General features: G+C 45.2%; 12 protein-coding genes, 1 pseudogene and 1 riboswitch. Of the genes and pseudogenes, 10 read left to right on the top strand and 3 right to left on the bottom strand.

Annotated elements, in window-relative coordinates:
- The first annotated feature begins 78 nt into the window (after positions 1-78).
- Positions 79-561, top strand: a complete 483-nt coding sequence (locus AACQ79_RS09140; RefSeq protein ID WP_010317305.1) for an Lrp/AsnC family transcriptional regulator — start codon at positions 79-81, stop codon at positions 559-561.
- Positions 562-582: 21 nt separating this feature from the next.
- Entirely contained in the window at positions 583-1,998 is a 1,416-nt protein-coding gene (locus AACQ79_RS09135) for an aldehyde dehydrogenase family protein (RefSeq protein ID WP_170898972.1), read from the top strand.
- Here AACQ79_RS09135 and AACQ79_RS09130 read toward each other — a convergent pair.
- Complete coding sequence (locus AACQ79_RS09130) at positions 1,995-3,893, bottom strand: SgrR family transcriptional regulator (protein WP_170898971.1); 1,899 nt, start codon at positions 3,891-3,893, stop codon at positions 1,995-1,997. The genes AACQ79_RS09135 and AACQ79_RS09130 overlap by 4 nt on opposite strands.
- A gap of 145 nt (positions 3,894-4,038) precedes the next feature.
- On the opposite strand from AACQ79_RS09130, the gene AACQ79_RS09125 reads away from it, so the two are divergent.
- The 5 genes and pseudogenes from AACQ79_RS09125 to AACQ79_RS09110 all read left to right on the top strand — a co-directional run bounded on the left by AACQ79_RS09125 (position 4,039) and on the right by AACQ79_RS09110 (position 7,085).
- Positions 4,039-4,176, top strand: coding sequence for a hypothetical protein (locus AACQ79_RS09125; RefSeq protein WP_013868191.1), 138 nt, complete (start codon positions 4,039-4,041; stop codon positions 4,174-4,176).
- A gap of 181 nt (positions 4,177-4,357) precedes the next feature.
- A riboswitch (FMN riboswitch) is annotated at positions 4,358-4,514 on the top strand.
- A gap of 92 nt (positions 4,515-4,606) precedes the next feature.
- On the top strand, positions 4,607-5,263 hold the full coding sequence (gene ribB / locus AACQ79_RS09120) for a 3,4-dihydroxy-2-butanone-4-phosphate synthase (RefSeq protein WP_013868190.1): 657 nt from the start codon (positions 4,607-4,609) through the stop codon (positions 5,261-5,263).
- A 296-nt stretch (positions 5,264-5,559) separates the two neighbouring features.
- Positions 5,560-6,060, top strand: a pseudogene (locus AACQ79_RS18380) (methyl-accepting chemotaxis protein); the annotation flags it as partial.
- Positions 6,061-6,102: 42 nt separating this feature from the next.
- Positions 6,103-6,483: a CZB domain-containing protein gene (locus AACQ79_RS18375; protein ID WP_410001445.1), complete on the top strand. Its 381-nt coding sequence runs from the start codon at positions 6,103-6,105 to the stop codon at positions 6,481-6,483.
- A gap of 119 nt (positions 6,484-6,602) precedes the next feature.
- Complete coding sequence (locus tag AACQ79_RS09110) at positions 6,603-7,085, top strand: YehS family protein (protein WP_038148283.1); 483 nt, start codon at positions 6,603-6,605, stop codon at positions 7,083-7,085.
- A gap of 129 nt (positions 7,086-7,214) precedes the next feature.
- On the opposite strand, the gene AACQ79_RS09105 is transcribed toward AACQ79_RS09110, so the two are convergent.
- On the bottom strand, positions 7,215-8,876 hold the full coding sequence (locus AACQ79_RS09105) for a methyl-accepting chemotaxis protein (RefSeq protein WP_170898970.1): 1,662 nt from the start codon (positions 8,874-8,876) through the stop codon (positions 7,215-7,217).
- A 291-nt stretch (positions 8,877-9,167) separates the two neighbouring features.
- Here AACQ79_RS09105 and AACQ79_RS09100 point away from each other — a divergent pair, with 291 nt between their 5' ends.
- Positions 9,168-9,524: a YibL family ribosome-associated protein gene (locus AACQ79_RS09100; RefSeq protein WP_026027197.1), complete on the top strand. Its 357-nt coding sequence runs from the start codon at positions 9,168-9,170 to the stop codon at positions 9,522-9,524.
- 62 nt (positions 9,525-9,586) lie between these two features.
- On the opposite strand, the gene malT is transcribed toward AACQ79_RS09100, so the two are convergent.
- Positions 9,587-12,295 (bottom strand): HTH-type transcriptional regulator MalT, encoded by a 2,709-nt coding sequence (malT, locus tag AACQ79_RS09095; RefSeq protein ID WP_017046883.1) that lies wholly within the window; start codon positions 12,293-12,295, stop codon positions 9,587-9,589.
- A 586-nt stretch (positions 12,296-12,881) separates the two neighbouring features.
- On the opposite strand from malT, the gene AACQ79_RS09090 reads away from it, so the two are divergent.
- Together AACQ79_RS09090 and malQ are read left to right on the top strand one after the other, a co-directional pair.
- Positions 12,882-15,335, top strand: coding sequence for a glycogen/starch/alpha-glucan phosphorylase (locus AACQ79_RS09090; protein WP_170898969.1), 2,454 nt, complete (start codon positions 12,882-12,884; stop codon positions 15,333-15,335).
- A 101-nt stretch (positions 15,336-15,436) separates the two neighbouring features.
- Positions 15,437-17,614, top strand: coding sequence for a 4-alpha-glucanotransferase (gene malQ / locus AACQ79_RS09085; protein ID WP_170898968.1), 2,178 nt, complete (start codon positions 15,437-15,439; stop codon positions 17,612-17,614).
- Positions 17,615-17,751: the final 137 nt, after the last annotated feature.

Below are 17,751 nucleotides of genomic sequence, written 5' to 3'. Positions count from 1 at the left end.
TTGTGATGATAGGTTGGTTTAACGCTGTAAGCCATTATTGTATGCCATATCACTTTTTTTTGAGCGCCGTGCAAAACCATGAGCCTAGACCGCATCGACCAACAGATCTTACGTATTTTGCACAGTAAAGGACGGCTTCCCGTTGTTGAGCTGGCAAAGTTGGTGAATTTAACCACATCTCCTTGTTCTGATCGTGTCAAACGCTTAGAAAAGGAAGGGTATATCAAAGGCTACCATGCAGAACTGTGCCCAGAAAAGTTAGGTCTGGATGTACAAGTGTTCATTCATATTCGATTGGATCAAACCAGTTTCTCTATTTTCGAGCGTTTTTCACAAGCAGTGGCGGACATCCCAGAAATTGAAGCATGTTATTCATTGTCCGGTGATTTTGACACCATGATCAAAGTGAGAGTGAAAGATATGAAAGCCTACCAAAGTTTTATGTCTGGCAAGTTGGGTACATTGCCGGGAGTGATTCAAACGCGCAGTGAATTTGTGATTGAAGAACATAAAGCCAGCTTTGGCATTAATCCTGAGCTCATTTCCAAGACGCTGCCTTAGCTGCGAATGAGGTGAAATACGGTGCAAGAAACAGAACAGCAACAGCCCTTAACTAAAGACGTTACGACACTTTTTACTAGATTAAAACAGCAGACAATAGCAGAGCCGTATCCTAGCCTTGAGCAAAGACGTATTTGGTTGCAGTGCTTAAAAAACGCGTTACTCAGTGAACAGGCCGCGCTCGTTGAGGCCTTACATCGGGATTATGGTTATCGAAGTCGCTTTGATAGTACGGTTTGCGATCTGCTACCGGCCGTTTCACACATTAATTACACGCTAAAACACCTCAAATCGTGGACAAAATCGCAATCGCGTCATGCAGGTTGGCTATTACTGCCGTCGACAGTGAGCGTTCACTATCAACCCTTGGGTCTTGTGGGGGTGATTGTACCTTGGAATTTTCCTATCGTGCTCAGTATGGCTCCATTAGTCACCGCATTGGCAGCAGGTAATCGCGCTATGGTCAAATTGAGCGAATATACGCCCTGCACCAACCAAGTGTTGATGCGTATTTTTGCGACTGTCGATGAAGCGGTTGATACTGTAGAAGGTGGGGCTGACGTTGCCGCACAGTTCAGTGCGTTACCCTTTGATCATCTGTTATTTACGGGGTCAACACCGGTAGGTAAATTGGTTGCCCAAGCGGCTGCGAAAAACCTAACACCAGTAACGTTAGAGCTTGGCGGGAAATCTCCCGTGATCATTGCACCTGATGCTGACCTTGCGCGCAGCGTTGATAACATCATGCTTGGCAAAGCCATCAATGCAGGGCAGATCTGTGTTGCTCCTGATTATGTTTTACTGCCGGAAGGCAAACAACAAGCCTTTGTGGAGCTCTATCTGCAACGCTTTAAGCGCTATTTTTCCACTAAAGATGGCTATGATACGTCACATATTATTAATCAAACCCAGTTTGATAGGCTGCAGCAATACTTAGAAGATGCTAAACAAAAAGGGGCTACATTGCATCCCGTAGAAGGCGATGCAAAAGCGGGCACGTATCAATTTTTGCCTTGCTTAGTGACGAATGTGAAGGTTGATATGTTGTTATCCCAACATGAGATATTTGGCCCCATATTGTCGGTATTGAGCTATCACAGTTTGGATGAAGCGATAGCTTATATCAACGCTCGCCCACGTCCGTTAGCTTTATATTTAATGAGTGATGATCACGAGGTGATCAAACAGGTTAGTACACAAACGCATAGTGGTGGCCTAGCTGTGAACGATACTCTGTTACATGTGGCCGCCGATGATGCCCCTTTTGGCGGTATTGGCGATTCTGGGGTTGGGCACTATCACGGGATTGAAGGTTTTAAGACCTTTTCACACGCCAAAACCGTATTGTTTTCTAAGCGTTGGTTGCCACGTAGCCAGTGGATGCTGCGTTATCGTTTAGTGATGCTGGCAATATTACGCAGGCTATTTATTCGCTAATCAATGGACCACACATTTTTAATATCAGGCCATCCCCAGTTGGTCAGTGCAACGTCTTTGAGCACACCCTGAAAACGTAATGTTTGCTTATGGTGGAACAAAGGGACGAGGCAGTATTCGTTGATCAAACTCGATGCTAGCGGTTCCAACGCGATAAGGTAGTGTGTCAATGGTGTCGTTGATCGAATGTCGATTAACGCTTTGAGCAGCCATTGGCTCTCTGCGGGGCCAATGCAATGGTGCAACATTGGGTTGCCAAATAAATGGCTAAATGCACTGAAATGCCGATTGTCATCTAAATTAATATTGGTGATAACTATGGTTTCGTACAATTTGCCTTGCTGGGCCAGAAAATTCAATTCTCGGTAGGAGTAAATGTTGACGGCAGCAGCCAGCCCCATCTCCTCTAAAATATGTTTCACACCGAAGGCGCAATGAATCAGTACCGTGTAGTCATAGACGGCAATCGAGATTTGATTTGGCAAGCTTGCTTTGGGCGCTGGTGGTCGCACCACAGGTTGCCATACTGGCAGTAGGTTACTGGCAACGACTGCGTCAAACTTAGTTGGTTGTTGTGCTAAATAGTGCTCTAGTTTTTCTCCAGATATCTCGGTAGCTAGGTAGCGTTTCTGATTTTCATTGAGAGGTGAATGAGCACCTTGATTGAACAAAATAAACATGCAGCCATCTTCCACTCTTGATGACTGATTAGAGGTGATGATCGCCAGTTCTTCAACGTTACTCAGCTCTACATCGTGGTGGCAAGAGATGTTTTGTTGCTGATTTTTTTGTTTGATATGCATGCCTTGAGGGTACAACTCGTCTTCATTTAAAATCCAAATTGTGACGTGATCCGTTAAAGCTCGGCAGCCATAGAATTGGTCAAATGCGCTTAAAATGAGTTTGTGAGGTGAGTGATCTTGAACTTGAAATGGGCCACAACCTGTCACCATTGGGGAGTATGCATTGTTCACTTGGCTGGCTGGTTGAATTGAATATTTGACGCCAGAGAGCAACCCTGCAAATCCTAAATCAGATTGATTAAGAGAAAATACTACTTTTTGTGGTTGTGGTGCGCTTACATCAACCAAATGCGCGAGCTCTTTTTTGTACTCTTCCAAACTAGAGAGTTTGGCAAATAAACTCACGATCGTATTAGCATCAATCGGTGAGCCATCATGAAACGCTAATCCGGGGCGAAGATAAAATACCCACTGAAAATGTTGCGCATCATACTCCCAGTGATGGGCTAATTCTGGATGAAAGCGTCCTTGTTCATCACACTGGATGAGGCAGCAATAGATTTGCCTGAGCAGAAATCGCTCACTACTACGTTGTATTTGATGGGGCACTAGCCGTTCAAATGGTCGTTTATACGTCAGTTGAATGTGTAAGCGACCTTCGCGAATAGATGCGCCGGAAGTACTTTGCAACAAACGCCCAAACACTACCTCATCATTATCTAGTATGGTTAAGGCTTTTTCATATTTCCCAGCCAAAATTTGCTCTTTCGCGAGCGTTTGTTTGATTGTGTCTAAATCGAGGTTCAGGCGCAGTATCGAGCGTTGGTTACGTCCGACTTTGGGTTGCCAATTGAGCCAACCTTGTTGCTGCATTTTAGCCACCAGATTTCGTGCATGACGCGGTGAGGTGAATAAACATTCTGCAACCTGTGTTAACGACACTTTAATCTCTTGACCCACACCAAGCACGGTCAGGCGTGTGTAATAACGTAATAAAGTAAGATCAGACACTCGCAAATCCTCTGGATGAAAGGGAAGAGATAGGCAGTTCAGTTCTTCGCACGGCCTTGCGCTTTGCCCTCCTTGATGGTCAAGTTGTTTGGGTATAGTAGCGAATTTATGAAGAACTAAATAAGAAATATTAATGATCATTTGTTCCTCATTGATTGATTTTTAGTTTTTAAATATCGTTTTAAGGCTAATTTCGATGATATGAGGAATTAAAAAATAAAAAATTCTCAGTTTTTGTATTCCTTGTTTTGATTCACAATCAACGCATCGATAGCTGAGGAGGTGAATGATGAACGACCCCATAACGACTGACACCAAACAGCCAACACCGCTGGCGATCTATTACCGCCAGCGTTTAGAAAAATCACGTAACCCTATAGAGGTAATGGCGATTTTAGCTCTGATTCATTTATGTCACTGGTGACCATGAATAAAGGCATCTTGCATACCCTAAACTCTTGAGTTAGCTATGCTCCTGTTACCCCCAATTGCATAATTGCAGGATGCCTTTCCTTTTCGATACACATCACTTTTTCTTCGTCCTACTTTTCATCTTTATCGTAAACGACTACCATGACATCGCTTTTTTAAAGCTAATTTATATTTTAAATTCTCAGGGCGGGGTGAAATTCCCCACCGGCGGTGTGTTTGTTTTTTCAGTTGAGAAGGCAGATGAGCCCGCGAGCGCTCGATGTATCGAGGTCAGCAGATCTGGTGAAAAACCAGAGCCGACGGTTATAGTCCGGATGAGAGAGAATGAAGAGACGCCAGTTAGTTCGCTAACTGGTGCAATTTGTTTTGGATTTGATCCCTCATAGCAGCCCTGATTCTGGTGATTTTTTAGGAGTACAACCATGAATCAGCTATCTCTACTTGCCAAATTTGGCGACCCTATTACTCGTGTTGAAAACGCACTGTCTGCGCTTAAAGAAGGGCGAGGCGTGTTGTTGCTTGATGATGAAGATCGTGAAAATGAAGGCGATATCATTTATGCGGTTGAGTCACTGACCACACAACAAATGGCACTGATGATCCGTGAATGCAGTGGCATCGTCTGCCTATGTTTGACCGATGAACAGGCTAATCAACTGCAACTGCCCCCGATGGTCATGCATAACAATAGCGCAAACCAAACCGCTTTTACTGTCTCGATTGAAGCAAAAACAGGTGTAACTACGGGCGTTTCAGCGCAAGACCGAGTGACCACAATAAAAACCGCGGCCCGCTTTGATGCTAAAGCCGATGATCTTGCACGCCCCGGCCATGTTTTCCCACTTCGTGCTCGGGCGGGGGGCGTTTTGGCTCGTCGTGGGCATACAGAAGGGACGGTTGATCTTATGCAAATGGCGGGTTTAATGCCTGCGGGCGTATTGTGTGAACTCACCAATCCTGACGGTTCCATGGCCAAAACACCCGAGATCGTTGCGTTCGGGCAAAAGCACAATATGCCTGTATTGACGATTGAAGATATGGTGCTGTATCGAACAAGACTTGAACTCAAACAGGCTTAATGAATGTCGAAGGGAGGCTAGGTGCGTCCCTTCACATTACTCCGATTTAATCTTCTCATTTTGAAATGAGAAGTGCATAAAATTATTAACGTTCGATTAAACTTATGTAGATTGACGATGTTATTTTTGCCGAGGTTGAGCATGCTATTTAATAAGAAAATGATGATTTGAAGGCTCAGATAGCTGCATTACAAGCACAGCAAAGACTTGAGCAACAAAAGTGGCAAGATGAAATTCAGCAGCTAAAAGAACAGCTGGCCTTATTGCGTACATCAACTCAATTAGAGTCTGATTTGATGGCCAGCCATTTGAGTGGTAGCCACATGCTAGAAGCCATCCGTTCTGGTCTGGCTCACAATGCTGAGAATTTATTGCGCGAGAACGAATCACTGAAGCAACTGAATAGTATTTTTGGTCAGACAAGCACAGCAATTAATCACTTATCTTCTCGAGCAGAAAAAATTGCAGAATACGCTCACGCTAGTATGGAGTCGGTGACTGTTCTAGATAAAACAACCATTTCGATTGGCCAGTTAGTCGGCACGATCCAAGAGATTTCGCAACAGACCAATTTATTGGCACTGAATGCAGCTATTGAAGCGGCACGCGCAGGTGAAGCGGGTCGAGGTTTCGCGGTCGTGGCCGATGAAGTACGGGCATTAGCTTCCAAAGCCAATGATGCCAGCACTAAGATTGAATCTTTAGTTGGGCAAGTTCAGAACCAAACGGAAAGTATTAAAGGTTCAGTGAATCAGAGTCAAGAATGTGCAATCGAAGTAGAAAATGCTTCAAATGAATTAAAACAGACGGTAACAATCGTTTTAGACAAATCAAAACAAATGCAAGAAGTTATTCGTATTGCGACGGCGTGTTCTTTCCTTGATACGGTGAAATTGGATCACGCAGTTTGGAAAAATGAAGTGTACGATCACATCCTCAATCGTCGGTTTGAACATGGGATGAATACTCATCAAGAGTGCCGTCTAGGTAAATGGTATTTTGAGGGTGATGGTGCGCGTGAATACAGCCAGCTTCCCAGCTTTGCTGGTTTGAATGCTCCTCATAAATTGGTGCATGATTCAGGAAAGAGTGCACTGAAGTTTGGTCAGAATGGTGATTGGACACAACTGATTAAGCAAGTTGATACTATGGAATTGGCCAGTAAATCGGTGGTTGATTCGATAGACCGATTACTAAAAGAGGTAGTAAACACACATTAAACTCAGACGGTATTACGTAAAATAGATAGGTGTCCGATCGCTCTTCTGCTACAGTGGCGCGCTATTTCTTCACAGTCTGTCATCTTGATGGCACTGGAAATCTAACCCTAGGATCTATTTTGACCAATAACGATATTTTACGCCGTATTCGCTACACTTTTGACTTTAAAGACTCAGCTATGGTTGAGATTTTTGCTGCGGCGGACGGCTGCGTTACTCAAGAGCAAGTGACTACTTGGCTAAACAAAGAGACGGAATCTGTGTTGAGTGATGTGGATCTAGCGATATTTCTCAATGGCTTAATCAATACAAAGCGTGGTAAACGCGATGGTGAACAACCTCAGCCTGAAACACGCTTAACCAATAATATGATTTTCATGAAATTGCGTATTGCGCTGGATATGAAAGCAGAAGATATTTTAGACACATTAGCTTTCATCGATTTTCGTTTAAGTAAGCACGAGCTCAATGCATTTTTCCGCAAGCCTGACAATAAACACTACCGTGAATGTAAAGATCAGATCCTGCGTAACTTTTTAATGGGTGTTCAGCGTCAACTGCGTCCAGAAGATAAACGCGAATATCAAGAAAAAATCGATTAAACCAAAGAAATCTCCTGTAAGTCATTAGGGATCTCTTCATTGAAAAAAGCCATGTCGACATGGCTTTTTTACTTAGTGATCAACGATCTTCATTCTGACGCTTACGAATATCAGTTTTACCTCTTCTTGCTAAACTTTAAAGCGGTCTACCAACTCATAGAGTTCGTTGGCTCGGCTATTCAGCTGTTGGCTACCCGCTTGGTTCTGATTAGCCAGTTCAGCCGATTGACTACTTTGATCAGATATCACCACAATACGCTCTGATATCTCTTGCCCAACAATACTTTGCTCTTCTGTTGCAGTTGCGATCAGTGCGTTCATATCCATAATCGTGGCAATAGAGTCTTGAATTTTTTGTAATGCTGTCGATGCGGCATTGGCTTTTTCTACGGTGCTTAAGCTACGACTTTGGCTTGAATCCATCGCTTTAACTGCGGCATCAGAGGCATTTTTCAGTTGCCCGATCATGGCATGAATTTGCCCTGTACTGTCTTGGGTACGGCTGGCTAATTTTCGGACTTCATCCGCTACCACGGCAAATCCTCGTCCTTGCTCGCCTGCGCGAGCTGCTTCAATAGCTGCGTTTAACGCCAGTAGATTGGTTTGTTCCGCAATATCTTGGATAACCGCAAGTAGAGACGAAATGTTTTTCACATCGCCTTCCAGTTTTGAAATCACAAGGCTCGCTTCAGCGACCTCTTTGGCGAGATCCTGTACCGATTTTGCTGCCGAATCAACAATCTCATGGGCATCTTTGGCGTTGTCGTCAGCATCTTTTGCTGATTGAGCGGCATGATGGGCGTTGTTCGAGATCTCTGTTGCAGTCGTGGTCATTTCTGTCATCGCTGTCGCTACTTGATCGGTCTCTTCACGTTGCCCTGATGCAATGGCGTCAACTTGTTGTGCTCGTTGTGTCATGTCATTGGTTTCATCCACAACCTGTTGCCCAACTTGGTGCACGCGCGCAATGATACTTTGCAAGCTGGAGACAAAGGCATTGAAGTTATCACTTAATCTTGCAAATTCAGGGGCGTTGAATTTTTCCATTCTTGCAGTTAAATCAGCGTCACCGCTTGCAAATGAACGAATCGATAAATCAAATAGCTCGAGAGGACGCATGATACTGCGATTTAAAATGATGGCGAAAAAACCGACGATGAGGATAATGATCAAGCTCATCAAACCGATATTGACTAAACTGCTTTGCATATTTTCCGCAGCGAGTGTTTCCATGTTGGCGATTACGGCATCAATGTCATCGGTGTAAAAACCAGTACCTATGATTAAATCCCATTGTGGCAAGTAGGCGGAATAGGCCAATTTAGGTAGTGGTGTCGTCTCTCCCGGCTTGGGGAAATAGTAGGTAGTGAATTTATCTACTTTGGCATTTTTGATTAAATCTTGGATTAAATAGTTGCCATGCGTATCTTGCATGTTCCAAAAGTTATCGCCTAAACCAGCATTACTTTGGCCCAGTAGTAGTCGATCCCCTTTGCTATTGTAGCCAAAGATATAGCCACTATTTTCAAACGCGATGTCACGCAGTATGGTGATGGCTTCGCTGAGGGGAGCGTTCTTTTGTTTGAGTGATTTGAGCGCTGTATCGGCAATTTGCAGATATGAACGCAGCTCATTTTGTTTCATCTCCATCATGCTAGCGCGGGTAGCAGCCATTTGTTCGTGATTCAGTTTTTGTGTTTCTGAAAAACTGAGATACATCATACTTAACGAAATAATCAGTAGCGGAACAATGGATAGCACGTAGAGTCTTTGGCGAATAGTCAGGCTCATGGTTATTTCCTGTTGTTATGTTATTGGCCTTGGTACTTTAACTGACGGTTGACATGCTCGTTGTTGTTATAAATATAGCTTAGCTAAGTTTGCGGCACCGCGTCTTACAAAGAGCATATTTTCATATGAAAAATGGGTGTTATGTCAAATTGGAATGCTAAGTAGAGTTGTTATGCCCTCTACGACTTGCCAGTGGCTTTCATTTCACCGGTTTAAGCTTAATTTCTATATAGAGTATAGATAGGCTGTGATATACTCCGCGCCCACTTTACTTTCGAAGAGCCAGTGACCATGAGCCTGAAAAATGAAATTCAACAACTCAATAACCGTTTAGATACGTGTCGCCATAAGCTCGATGCGGCTAAAGGTCGTGGCGATCAAGTAATGATCAGCAAATTTACCGATGAAGTAGAGCAACTGACGAAAAAGCTCGCTCAAGCAAAACACAAGCAAAATTATACGGTGAGCAAAGAGCGTAAGAGTTTGCTCGATATGCCATTTTCTCGTGAGTTGACCAAAGCCGAACAGGCGGATTTAGGTCAATTGAAAAAGTCAGTTAAAGGTTTAATCGTGGTACACCCGATGACAACAATGGGCAAAGAACTGCGTTTAGAAGTGATGACTGGTTTCGCTCCAAAAACCTTCTAACCATCATTTTTTACGACAGAAAAGAGCCAGATAATCTGGCTCTTTTTGATCGTACCTGCGACTCAATAGCCCATAAGTTGCAATAAATTCTCGGCGGTGTGGATTGCCTCTTTGCGGTTAGCAATATTCAGTTTTTGGTATAGGTTGCGGATGTGGGTTTTGATGGTGGTTCCTGCGACATCCAGCTCTTGTGCAATTTGCTCATTGCTAAACCCAGAGTAAATAAGCCCCAAGACTTGCCATTCACGTTGAGTGAGTGGGCTGGTACGAACCAGCTCAGGAATATTTGGGTGATTAACCAGCTTCTCAACAAACTCTTCGTCGAAATGGACTGATCGGCTGCGCTGAGTGGTAGAGATCTCTTTCATTAACTGTTGTGCGCGGTGGCGTTCCAGATCTCCCAATTCGGATCGGCTAGAGAGTTTTTCCAATAAGTGGCCGATCTGCGAACCATCGATTAAAAAGTTACCCACCATACCCGTCTGATTGGTTAGCTGTAGGGCTTCTTTGAGTTTTTCTTTCGCCACTTCTTCGTTGTGCACTGTGGTGGCTAGAACGGCTTCGAGGATCAAATTACGGTTTAGGTCAGTAATCAACTGATAAGTTTGCGCTTCGTGCTGCATAAACGTCAAAGTTTGAGTCGCATCTTCCAAATGACCTAAGTGAATCTGAACTCGAGCAATATTACGCCATTGAAGCTGTGAAAAGTGATTGCATGCTTTTTCTGGTCGAATGGTGGTCTTGAGCCACTGCAACATTGCTTCATCATTGCCACGAGCTTGCCAAAATAGAATCAGTGAGAGCGAAGCATTCGCCGTCCAGTCTACGTGATAAGTCGATTGTTTCAGTAAGTGCTGTATTTGTTCGATGAACTTACCCGCTTTATCGAGTTCACCACGGCCAATAGCAATACGCGCCAGCATTGAATAACTGTGCAGATGCTTGCTTGGAGAGTGGTTGCCCAATACGCGTAGTCCTTTATAAGCGCACTCTTCCGCTTCATCCAAGCGGTTCCAGCACCACAGGATTTGGGCACGTATCCGTAGTAAGAACTCATGCAATGGCACTTGCTGTAATTGCTGCTCTTCAATTAATTTGAAGGCAATATCTTGTACTTCAAAAGCGGCTTGCACATAACCTTGGGCAATCAAGATCTCGCTTTGCTGTAGTAATGCCCATAGCGCTTGGTGGTAAACCTGATACTGGCGTGCCAGCTTTTCGGTTTGTTGCATCATCGAGAGTGCGCGGCTTAATTGACCGAGCACGTGGTTCACTTCGCCGACGACTGAAGTGGCGACAATACGACTGCGGTAAACGGTGTGATCCAGTTGGCTTAGCGCTAATTCCGCCAGTTCTAAGGCTTTTTCTGGCTCATTTTGGTTGATCGCGACTTGAGCACGCAGGGCATTGAATTCGCCTTGTTCTTTGGTGCTGAGCTGAACATTAAGCGCTTTCATCTCGTTGGTCGATTTGGTCAGCAGATCCCCAACGTCAAAGTAGCGGTGCTGACTTTGAGCCAGCCAAGCTTGTAGCATACACAGTTTAGGCTCGCGATAGAGTTGGGCCGGAGAGAGTTGGTTAATGGCCTCTTCGAGAGCCAAAAGCTCGCCTTGGTTGAACATCTTCCAGCCAAATTGCGTCAAGATAGTAGCGAGTAAGTCAGTATCGTTGGCGAGCGTGGCGTGACGCAACGCTTGATGAGGTGTAGCTTCTTGCAACCAAGCGTGCGCGGCGGCACGGTGCAGATCGTGCTCCTGCTGCGGGATGCGCGCCAAGCGTTCATGAGAGAGGAATTCCGCAAATAAGTTGTGGAACCGGTACCAGTTGTGCTCACCTTCCAGTGGATAAATGAATAAACCATAGCGGTTGAGCGACTCAATCATGCTCAGCGCGTCGTCACGTTTGGTGAGTGCAGAGACTAACACGTCATTAAAGTGATCGAGCACCGAGCATTGCATCAAAAATTGGCGCGTTTCTTTATCCAGCAGATCAAACACTTCCTCAACTAAGTAATCCCATAAATGTGCATGATTAAACTGCGATACCGACTCCGCTGTCTGCGCCAACGTGCGCTTTTGGTGCTGTGCTTGTAAGGCAATCAATTGCAGTGCAGAGGGCCAGCCTTCGACATAGGTGCACAAGTTGTTGGCAGTATCATCATCCACGCCATCAGAGACCCGTTGATTAAAGAAGCGTGTTGTTTCTTCGGTATCAAAGGCGAGTAGCTCGTTACCAATTTCGATCATCAAATCGCGTACGCGCAAGTTGGCCGTGCCTAATGGGGGTGTGGCACGGCTAGTGACGACCAGCGTTAGGTTGTCTGGCATGTGTTTGAGGAAAAAGCGCATCGCTTCGTGGATATCGTCATCGGCGATCAAATGGTAATCATCGAGAACTACATAGCACTCTTTGTTAAAGCCAGACATTTCCGAAAACACTTCACTAAATAGCGAGTGTAAAGAAGAGAACTGGCGTCGCTCGGCCAGTTTTTGGGCATTTGGACAACTTTGCTGAGTCGCTTTATTAATCGCTTGCAGTAAGTAGTTGATAAATCGGAACGCATCATTGTCGCTTTCATCGATGCTATACCAACCCACATTGGTCTTGTCTGATAACCATTGCGCTGCCATGGTGGTTTTTCCATAACCAGCAGGCGAGCGAAATAGCACGAGTTTGTAGCAAGGTGCTTGGGCAAGCAGCTCTAACACACGCGGGCGAACGATGGCGTTGTGTAGGCGGCCGGGACGAGTAAGCTTAGAAGGTATCCACATCTTCCAGATTCCATTTATTGTTCTTGTTACTGACTTAAAAGCTGATCGCAGCTTTGGAGGTGCTTAGTAAGAAGAGCATCATTATTTAGGAGTACACAAGTGAACTATCACTCATTTTGTGTGGATGTTACTTGATGTCGTGACGCACGTTTATTGATCCATCCCGAGATTCTTGCAGGATTCACATTTACTCATCATCTACGCCCTGTAATTGTGACTTTAATCACTAAAACTTCTTTGTTATGCGCTATATAAAAACTGAGCATGTACAAAATCTCATGTGATTTGTAAATGAAGCTCATTTTTTTGAGAGCCAATTCTCATATTGAGAGATTGATATTCCTGATCGAAACCTGAGCGTCATGAGCAGTATTTAGGCTAGTGAGCAGGGTGATGTGATCACAATCACTGCTTATGAACCGCTATGTGCAACGAATGAGAGATAGATCACTGCGACTCTGGTGCTCGCCCTCTACGCCCTGAGCCCTCCTCCTAAACGAGGTCATTTTTAGGAGGATGCCGACCTTGCGTAGCTGATGCACGATATGCCGAAGATGAATTAAAACGACTAAGTGAGATTTCGCTAATGAAACCTACGCAACAGAAGAAGTTTGATAAAGCTTCGTTCCAAGACAACGTAAAGAAACACCTGACTGCCACCTACGCTACCACCATTGAAAATGCAGATAGCCGTTCATGGTATCTCGCAATGGGGCGCGCACTGGCTGAATTAACGATGTTTGATCTACTCGAAACTGAGCAAGACGAGCGCATTGTTAACGCTAAGGGTCTGAACTACTTATCACTTGAGTTCTTGATTGGCCGTTTAACGGGCAACAACCTCATCAGCATGGGCCTGTATGAGCAAATCACGAAAGCGATGGCTGATTTAGGCCAGAACCTAACGGATTTATTAGAAGAAGAACGTGACCCATCCTTAGGTAATGGTGGTTTAGGGCGACTTGCGGCATGTTTCATGGATTCGTGTGCTGCGCAAGAGTACCCAACCGTAGGTTATGGTTTACATTATGAATATGGTTTGTTTAAGCAATCTTTTAGTGAGGGCCACCAACAAGAAGCTCCTGATGAGTGGCGTTGTGTTGAAGGCTACCCGTGGGAAGTGGCACGACCACACCTAGCACAAGAGATTGGTTTTTACGGCCATGTTGACGTTATCAATGACAATGGTGTGGAAAAACGCCGTTGGATTCCGAGTATGTTTGTCCAAGCAATGCCTTGGGATTTACCGATCGTCGGCTATGAAAGCGACACGGTTTACCCACTTCGTTTATGGGAATGTCGCGCAATTGCGCCTTTCTCACTGGCTGATTTCAACAACGGTAACTACTTTGAAGCACAGCATGCCTTGATTGATGCAGGCAACATTACCAAAGTACTTTATCCAAACGATAACCACGAAAAAGGCAAGACACTGCGTTTGATGCAGCAATATTTCCATAGCGCGGCGTCAATGCGTGACATTTTGCGTCGTCATGCTGCGGCGGGTCATGACATTGCTGATCTTCCTAAATATCAAACCGTTCAGCTAAACGATACTCACCCAACGATTTCCATTCCTGAATTGATGCGTATCTTGATTGATGAGAAAGGCATGGGCTGGGATGAAGCATGGGCGATCAGCTCAAAAACGTTCGCCTACACCAACCATACGCTACTGCCTGAAGCACTCGAAACCTGGAGCGAGTCGTTGATCCAGCGTTTGCTTCCTCGCCATATGGAAATCATTTACGAAATCAACCACCGCTTCCTGCAAGAAGTACGAGCCAAGTGGCCGGGTGATGTGTCGAAACAGCAAAAACTCTCCATCATTCAAGATGGTTTCCACCGTGTAGTGCGTATGGCAAACCTTTGTGTGGTTGGCTCTTACGCTGTGAACGGTGTGGCAGCGCTGCACTCGGAGTTGGTAAAACGCGATCTTTTCCCAGAATTCCACGAGCTTTACCCAACACGTTTGCACAACGTAACAAACGGCATTACGCCGCGTCGCTGGTTGAAATTTTGTAACCCAGGTTTGTCGGCGCTTATTTCGGAAAAAATTGGCACTGAGTGGCCAGCGCACCTTGACCAGCTAGAAGCGATTGCGCAATACGCTGACGATGCGAAATTCCAAAAAGAGTTTATGGCGGTTAAGAAACACAACAAGCAGCGTCTGGCTGATTGGGTATCAGAGAACATGGGTATTGAGCTTGATACCAATGCCATCTTTGATGTGCAGATCAAACGCTTGCATGAATACAAACGTCAGCATTTGAATATGTTACATATTCTCTCTTTGTATCATCGTTTAGTGAATGACCCAACGTTCGATATGACGCCGCGCGTGGTGTTCTTCGCGGCTAAAGCGGCACCGGGTTACCACCTAGCTAAAGAGATCATCTACGCCATCAATAAAATTGCGGAAAAAGTGAATAACGATCCGCGCATTGGTAACAAGCTAAAAGTAGTTTTCATTCCTGATTACCGCGTGAGCATAGCTGAAATCATCATTCCTGCTGCCGATGTATCCGAGCAAATTTCTACCGCAGGTAAAGAAGCATCCGGTACCGGTAACATGAAAATGGCGCTAAATGGTGCTTTAACCATAGGTACAATGGATGGTGCAAACGTGGAAATTCGTGAGGAAGTGGGTGATGACAACATCTACATCTTCGGTTTGGAAGTGGACGGAGTCGAAGCGTTAAAAGCCAGTGGTTATAACCCATATGATTACTACAATGCGGATCCGCTGCTTAAGGCTTCACTGGATTTGTTGGTGGGTGAAGAGTTTACCCCAGGCGCTCCGGGCAAATTGAAAGCCACGTTCGATAGCTTGCTTGATGGTGGTGATCCATACCTAGTGCTGGCTGACTTCGCTTCGTATGTACAAGCGCATCAGGCGATGGACAAACAGTACCGTGACCAGGCTGGCTGGGCGAAGAAAGCGATTCTTAACACCGCGTTGGTGGGTAAGTTCAGCTCTGACCGCAGTATCCGTGACTACGTTAACAACATCTGGAAATTAGAAACCGTTAAACGTTAATTTTCAAGTAAGCCAAGGCCTTAGAGCCTTGGCTCTATGATGACTCATTATAATAAAACCCTACCCATTTGAAGGGAAAAGAAGTCCCTTCGGAGAAAGCGATGAAACAACTAAACGCATTAAAACAAGTAGCGGCGATAGCGAACCTTGCCGACAGCTACATAAGCGCGTGGGGCGACGAAGCGAAAGTGGAAGATGAAACCATTATCCGCTTATTGGCGTCTTTGGGCTATGACACAACCAATGATGAAACGCTGCTGAAATCAGCAGAAAAGAAACACAAGAAAGATGTATTAGATCCTGTTCTCGTTATTCGTGAAGGTGAAGCGGTGGAAGTGCCACTTTATCTAGGTGCCAGCGCACGTGAAAGCGAATTTAACTGGCGCTTAGAAACCGAGCAAGGAGAGGTACTTGAAGGCTATCTTCAATCGCAAGTCGTTCGTGATGAACGCGCTGAGGGTGGCCCTTTAGTGTTTGCATTGCCAAGCGATTTGGCATGGGGATATCACAAACTGTTGGTGACACGGAAACGCCGTAAAACACCGTATGAGCTCACGCTGATAGTGACGCCAAAAGCCTGTTACAAACAAGCACCTATTACTGAAGGTAAAAAATTGTGGGGCCCGAGTGTGCAGCTTTACACGCTGCGTACTCAGCACAACTGGGGTATTGGTGATTTTGGCGACTTAAAACAGTTAGTGGCGGATATTGCCTCTCGTGGCGGCGATTTTGTCGGCCTTAACCCGATTCATTCTCTCTTTCCTGCAAACCCTGAAGGAGCGAGTCCTTACAGCCCATCGTCACGCCGTTGGCTCAATATTTTATACATAGACGTGAGTTCAGTGCCTGAATTTGCTTTGAGTGCGGATGCGCAGCAAAAAGTAGGCGGTGCGGAGTTTCAGCAACGTCTTCAGAAAGTACGTGAAGCGCATTGGGTAAACTATACCGAAGTTGCAACATTAAAAATGAGTGTCTTGCCACTCCTGTTCACCGAATTTAAAAAACGCCATTTAGATAAAAATAGCGATCGCGCACAAGCCTTTTTGAATTTCGTTGAAGAAGGTGGTGAGAGCTTAGTGCACCAAGCGGCATTCGATGCGCTGCATGTCGATTTACATGCCCAAGATCCGAATGTATGGGGCTGGCCGGTTTTCCCTGAAAAATATCGTCGGTTTGAAAACAGCGCAGTACAGAAATTTATCGAAGACAATCAAGATAAAGTTCACCTATACATGTACTTGCAGTGGATTGCTGATGGCCAAATTAATGAAGCCCAAGCACTCGCGGAAGAAAAAGGCATGGCGGTCGGCTTATACCGCGACCTTGCGGTGGGTGTGGCTGATTCAGGCTCTGAAACTTGGGCTGATGCCGGTAACTTGATTTTAGACGCCAGCATTGGCGCACCGCCCGATATTCTTGGACCATTGGGTCAAAATTGGGGCTTACCACCGCTTAATCCACAAGTATTACAAGCAACCGCTTACGATGCTTATATCAAGCTGCTGCGCGCCAATATGAAACATTGTGGTGCGCTGCGCATTGACCATGTACTTGGTCTACTGCGCTTGTGGTGGGTACCAAAAGGTGAAAATGCCACTAAGGGTGCTTACATCTACTACCCAGTACAAGATATGCTCGCGATTTTAGCGTTGGAATCTCACCGCCATCAATGCAGCGTGATTGGCGAAGATTTGGGTACAGTACCTGATGAAATCGTCGATATTTTAGCCGATGCGGGTGTTCACTCTTATAAAGTGTTCTTCTTTGAAACCGCAGAAGATGGCGGCTTTATCTCACCGAAACATTACGCCGCTCAGTCGATGTCGGCACTGTGCACACATGATATGCCAACGTTGCGTGGTTTCTGGCATTGCGATGATCTCAAAATGGGGAGCGAAATTGGTTTGTACCCCGATCAAGCCCAGCTCGAAGCCTTGTTTGAGGACCGTTTGAAATGTAAACAAGGCATTTTGGATTCGGTGGCATGGCATGGTTATTTGCCTGAGGGTGTGGGGCGCGATGCAAGCCTTGTTCCAATGGATTCGTATTTAAGTGAGGCGCTGCAATTGCACGTTGCATCTGGTGCATCGACCTTGTTAAGTATTCAGTTAGAAGATTGGTTGGAAATGGATAAACCCGTTAATATTCCGGGCACCGTTAATGAGTACCCTAACTGGCGTCGTAAACTTTCAATGAATTTGGATGAAGTATTTGCGCGTGATAATGTCAATCGCATCGCTGCACGTTTAACGGAAGTGCGAGCGAGTGTAAGTAAATAATCACTTACTGAATAAACCTTGATGTGGCTTAGTGTTATCTTTCTTAATCATGGCATGAAGAATTTTAGTCTAGGTCACTCAATGTAACAGCAGAGTTCGGTACACTGAACCTCGCTAGTATGCCCGCCATTTTAGCG

Source organism: Vibrio sp. 3-2(1) (assembly GCF_963887575.1).
Classification (GTDB): domain Bacteria; phylum Pseudomonadota; class Gammaproteobacteria; order Enterobacterales; family Vibrionaceae; genus Vibrio; species Vibrio anguillarum.
The sequence above is the reverse complement of the archived record's forward strand: the minus strand, read 5'-3'. Positions and strand labels throughout refer to the sequence as shown.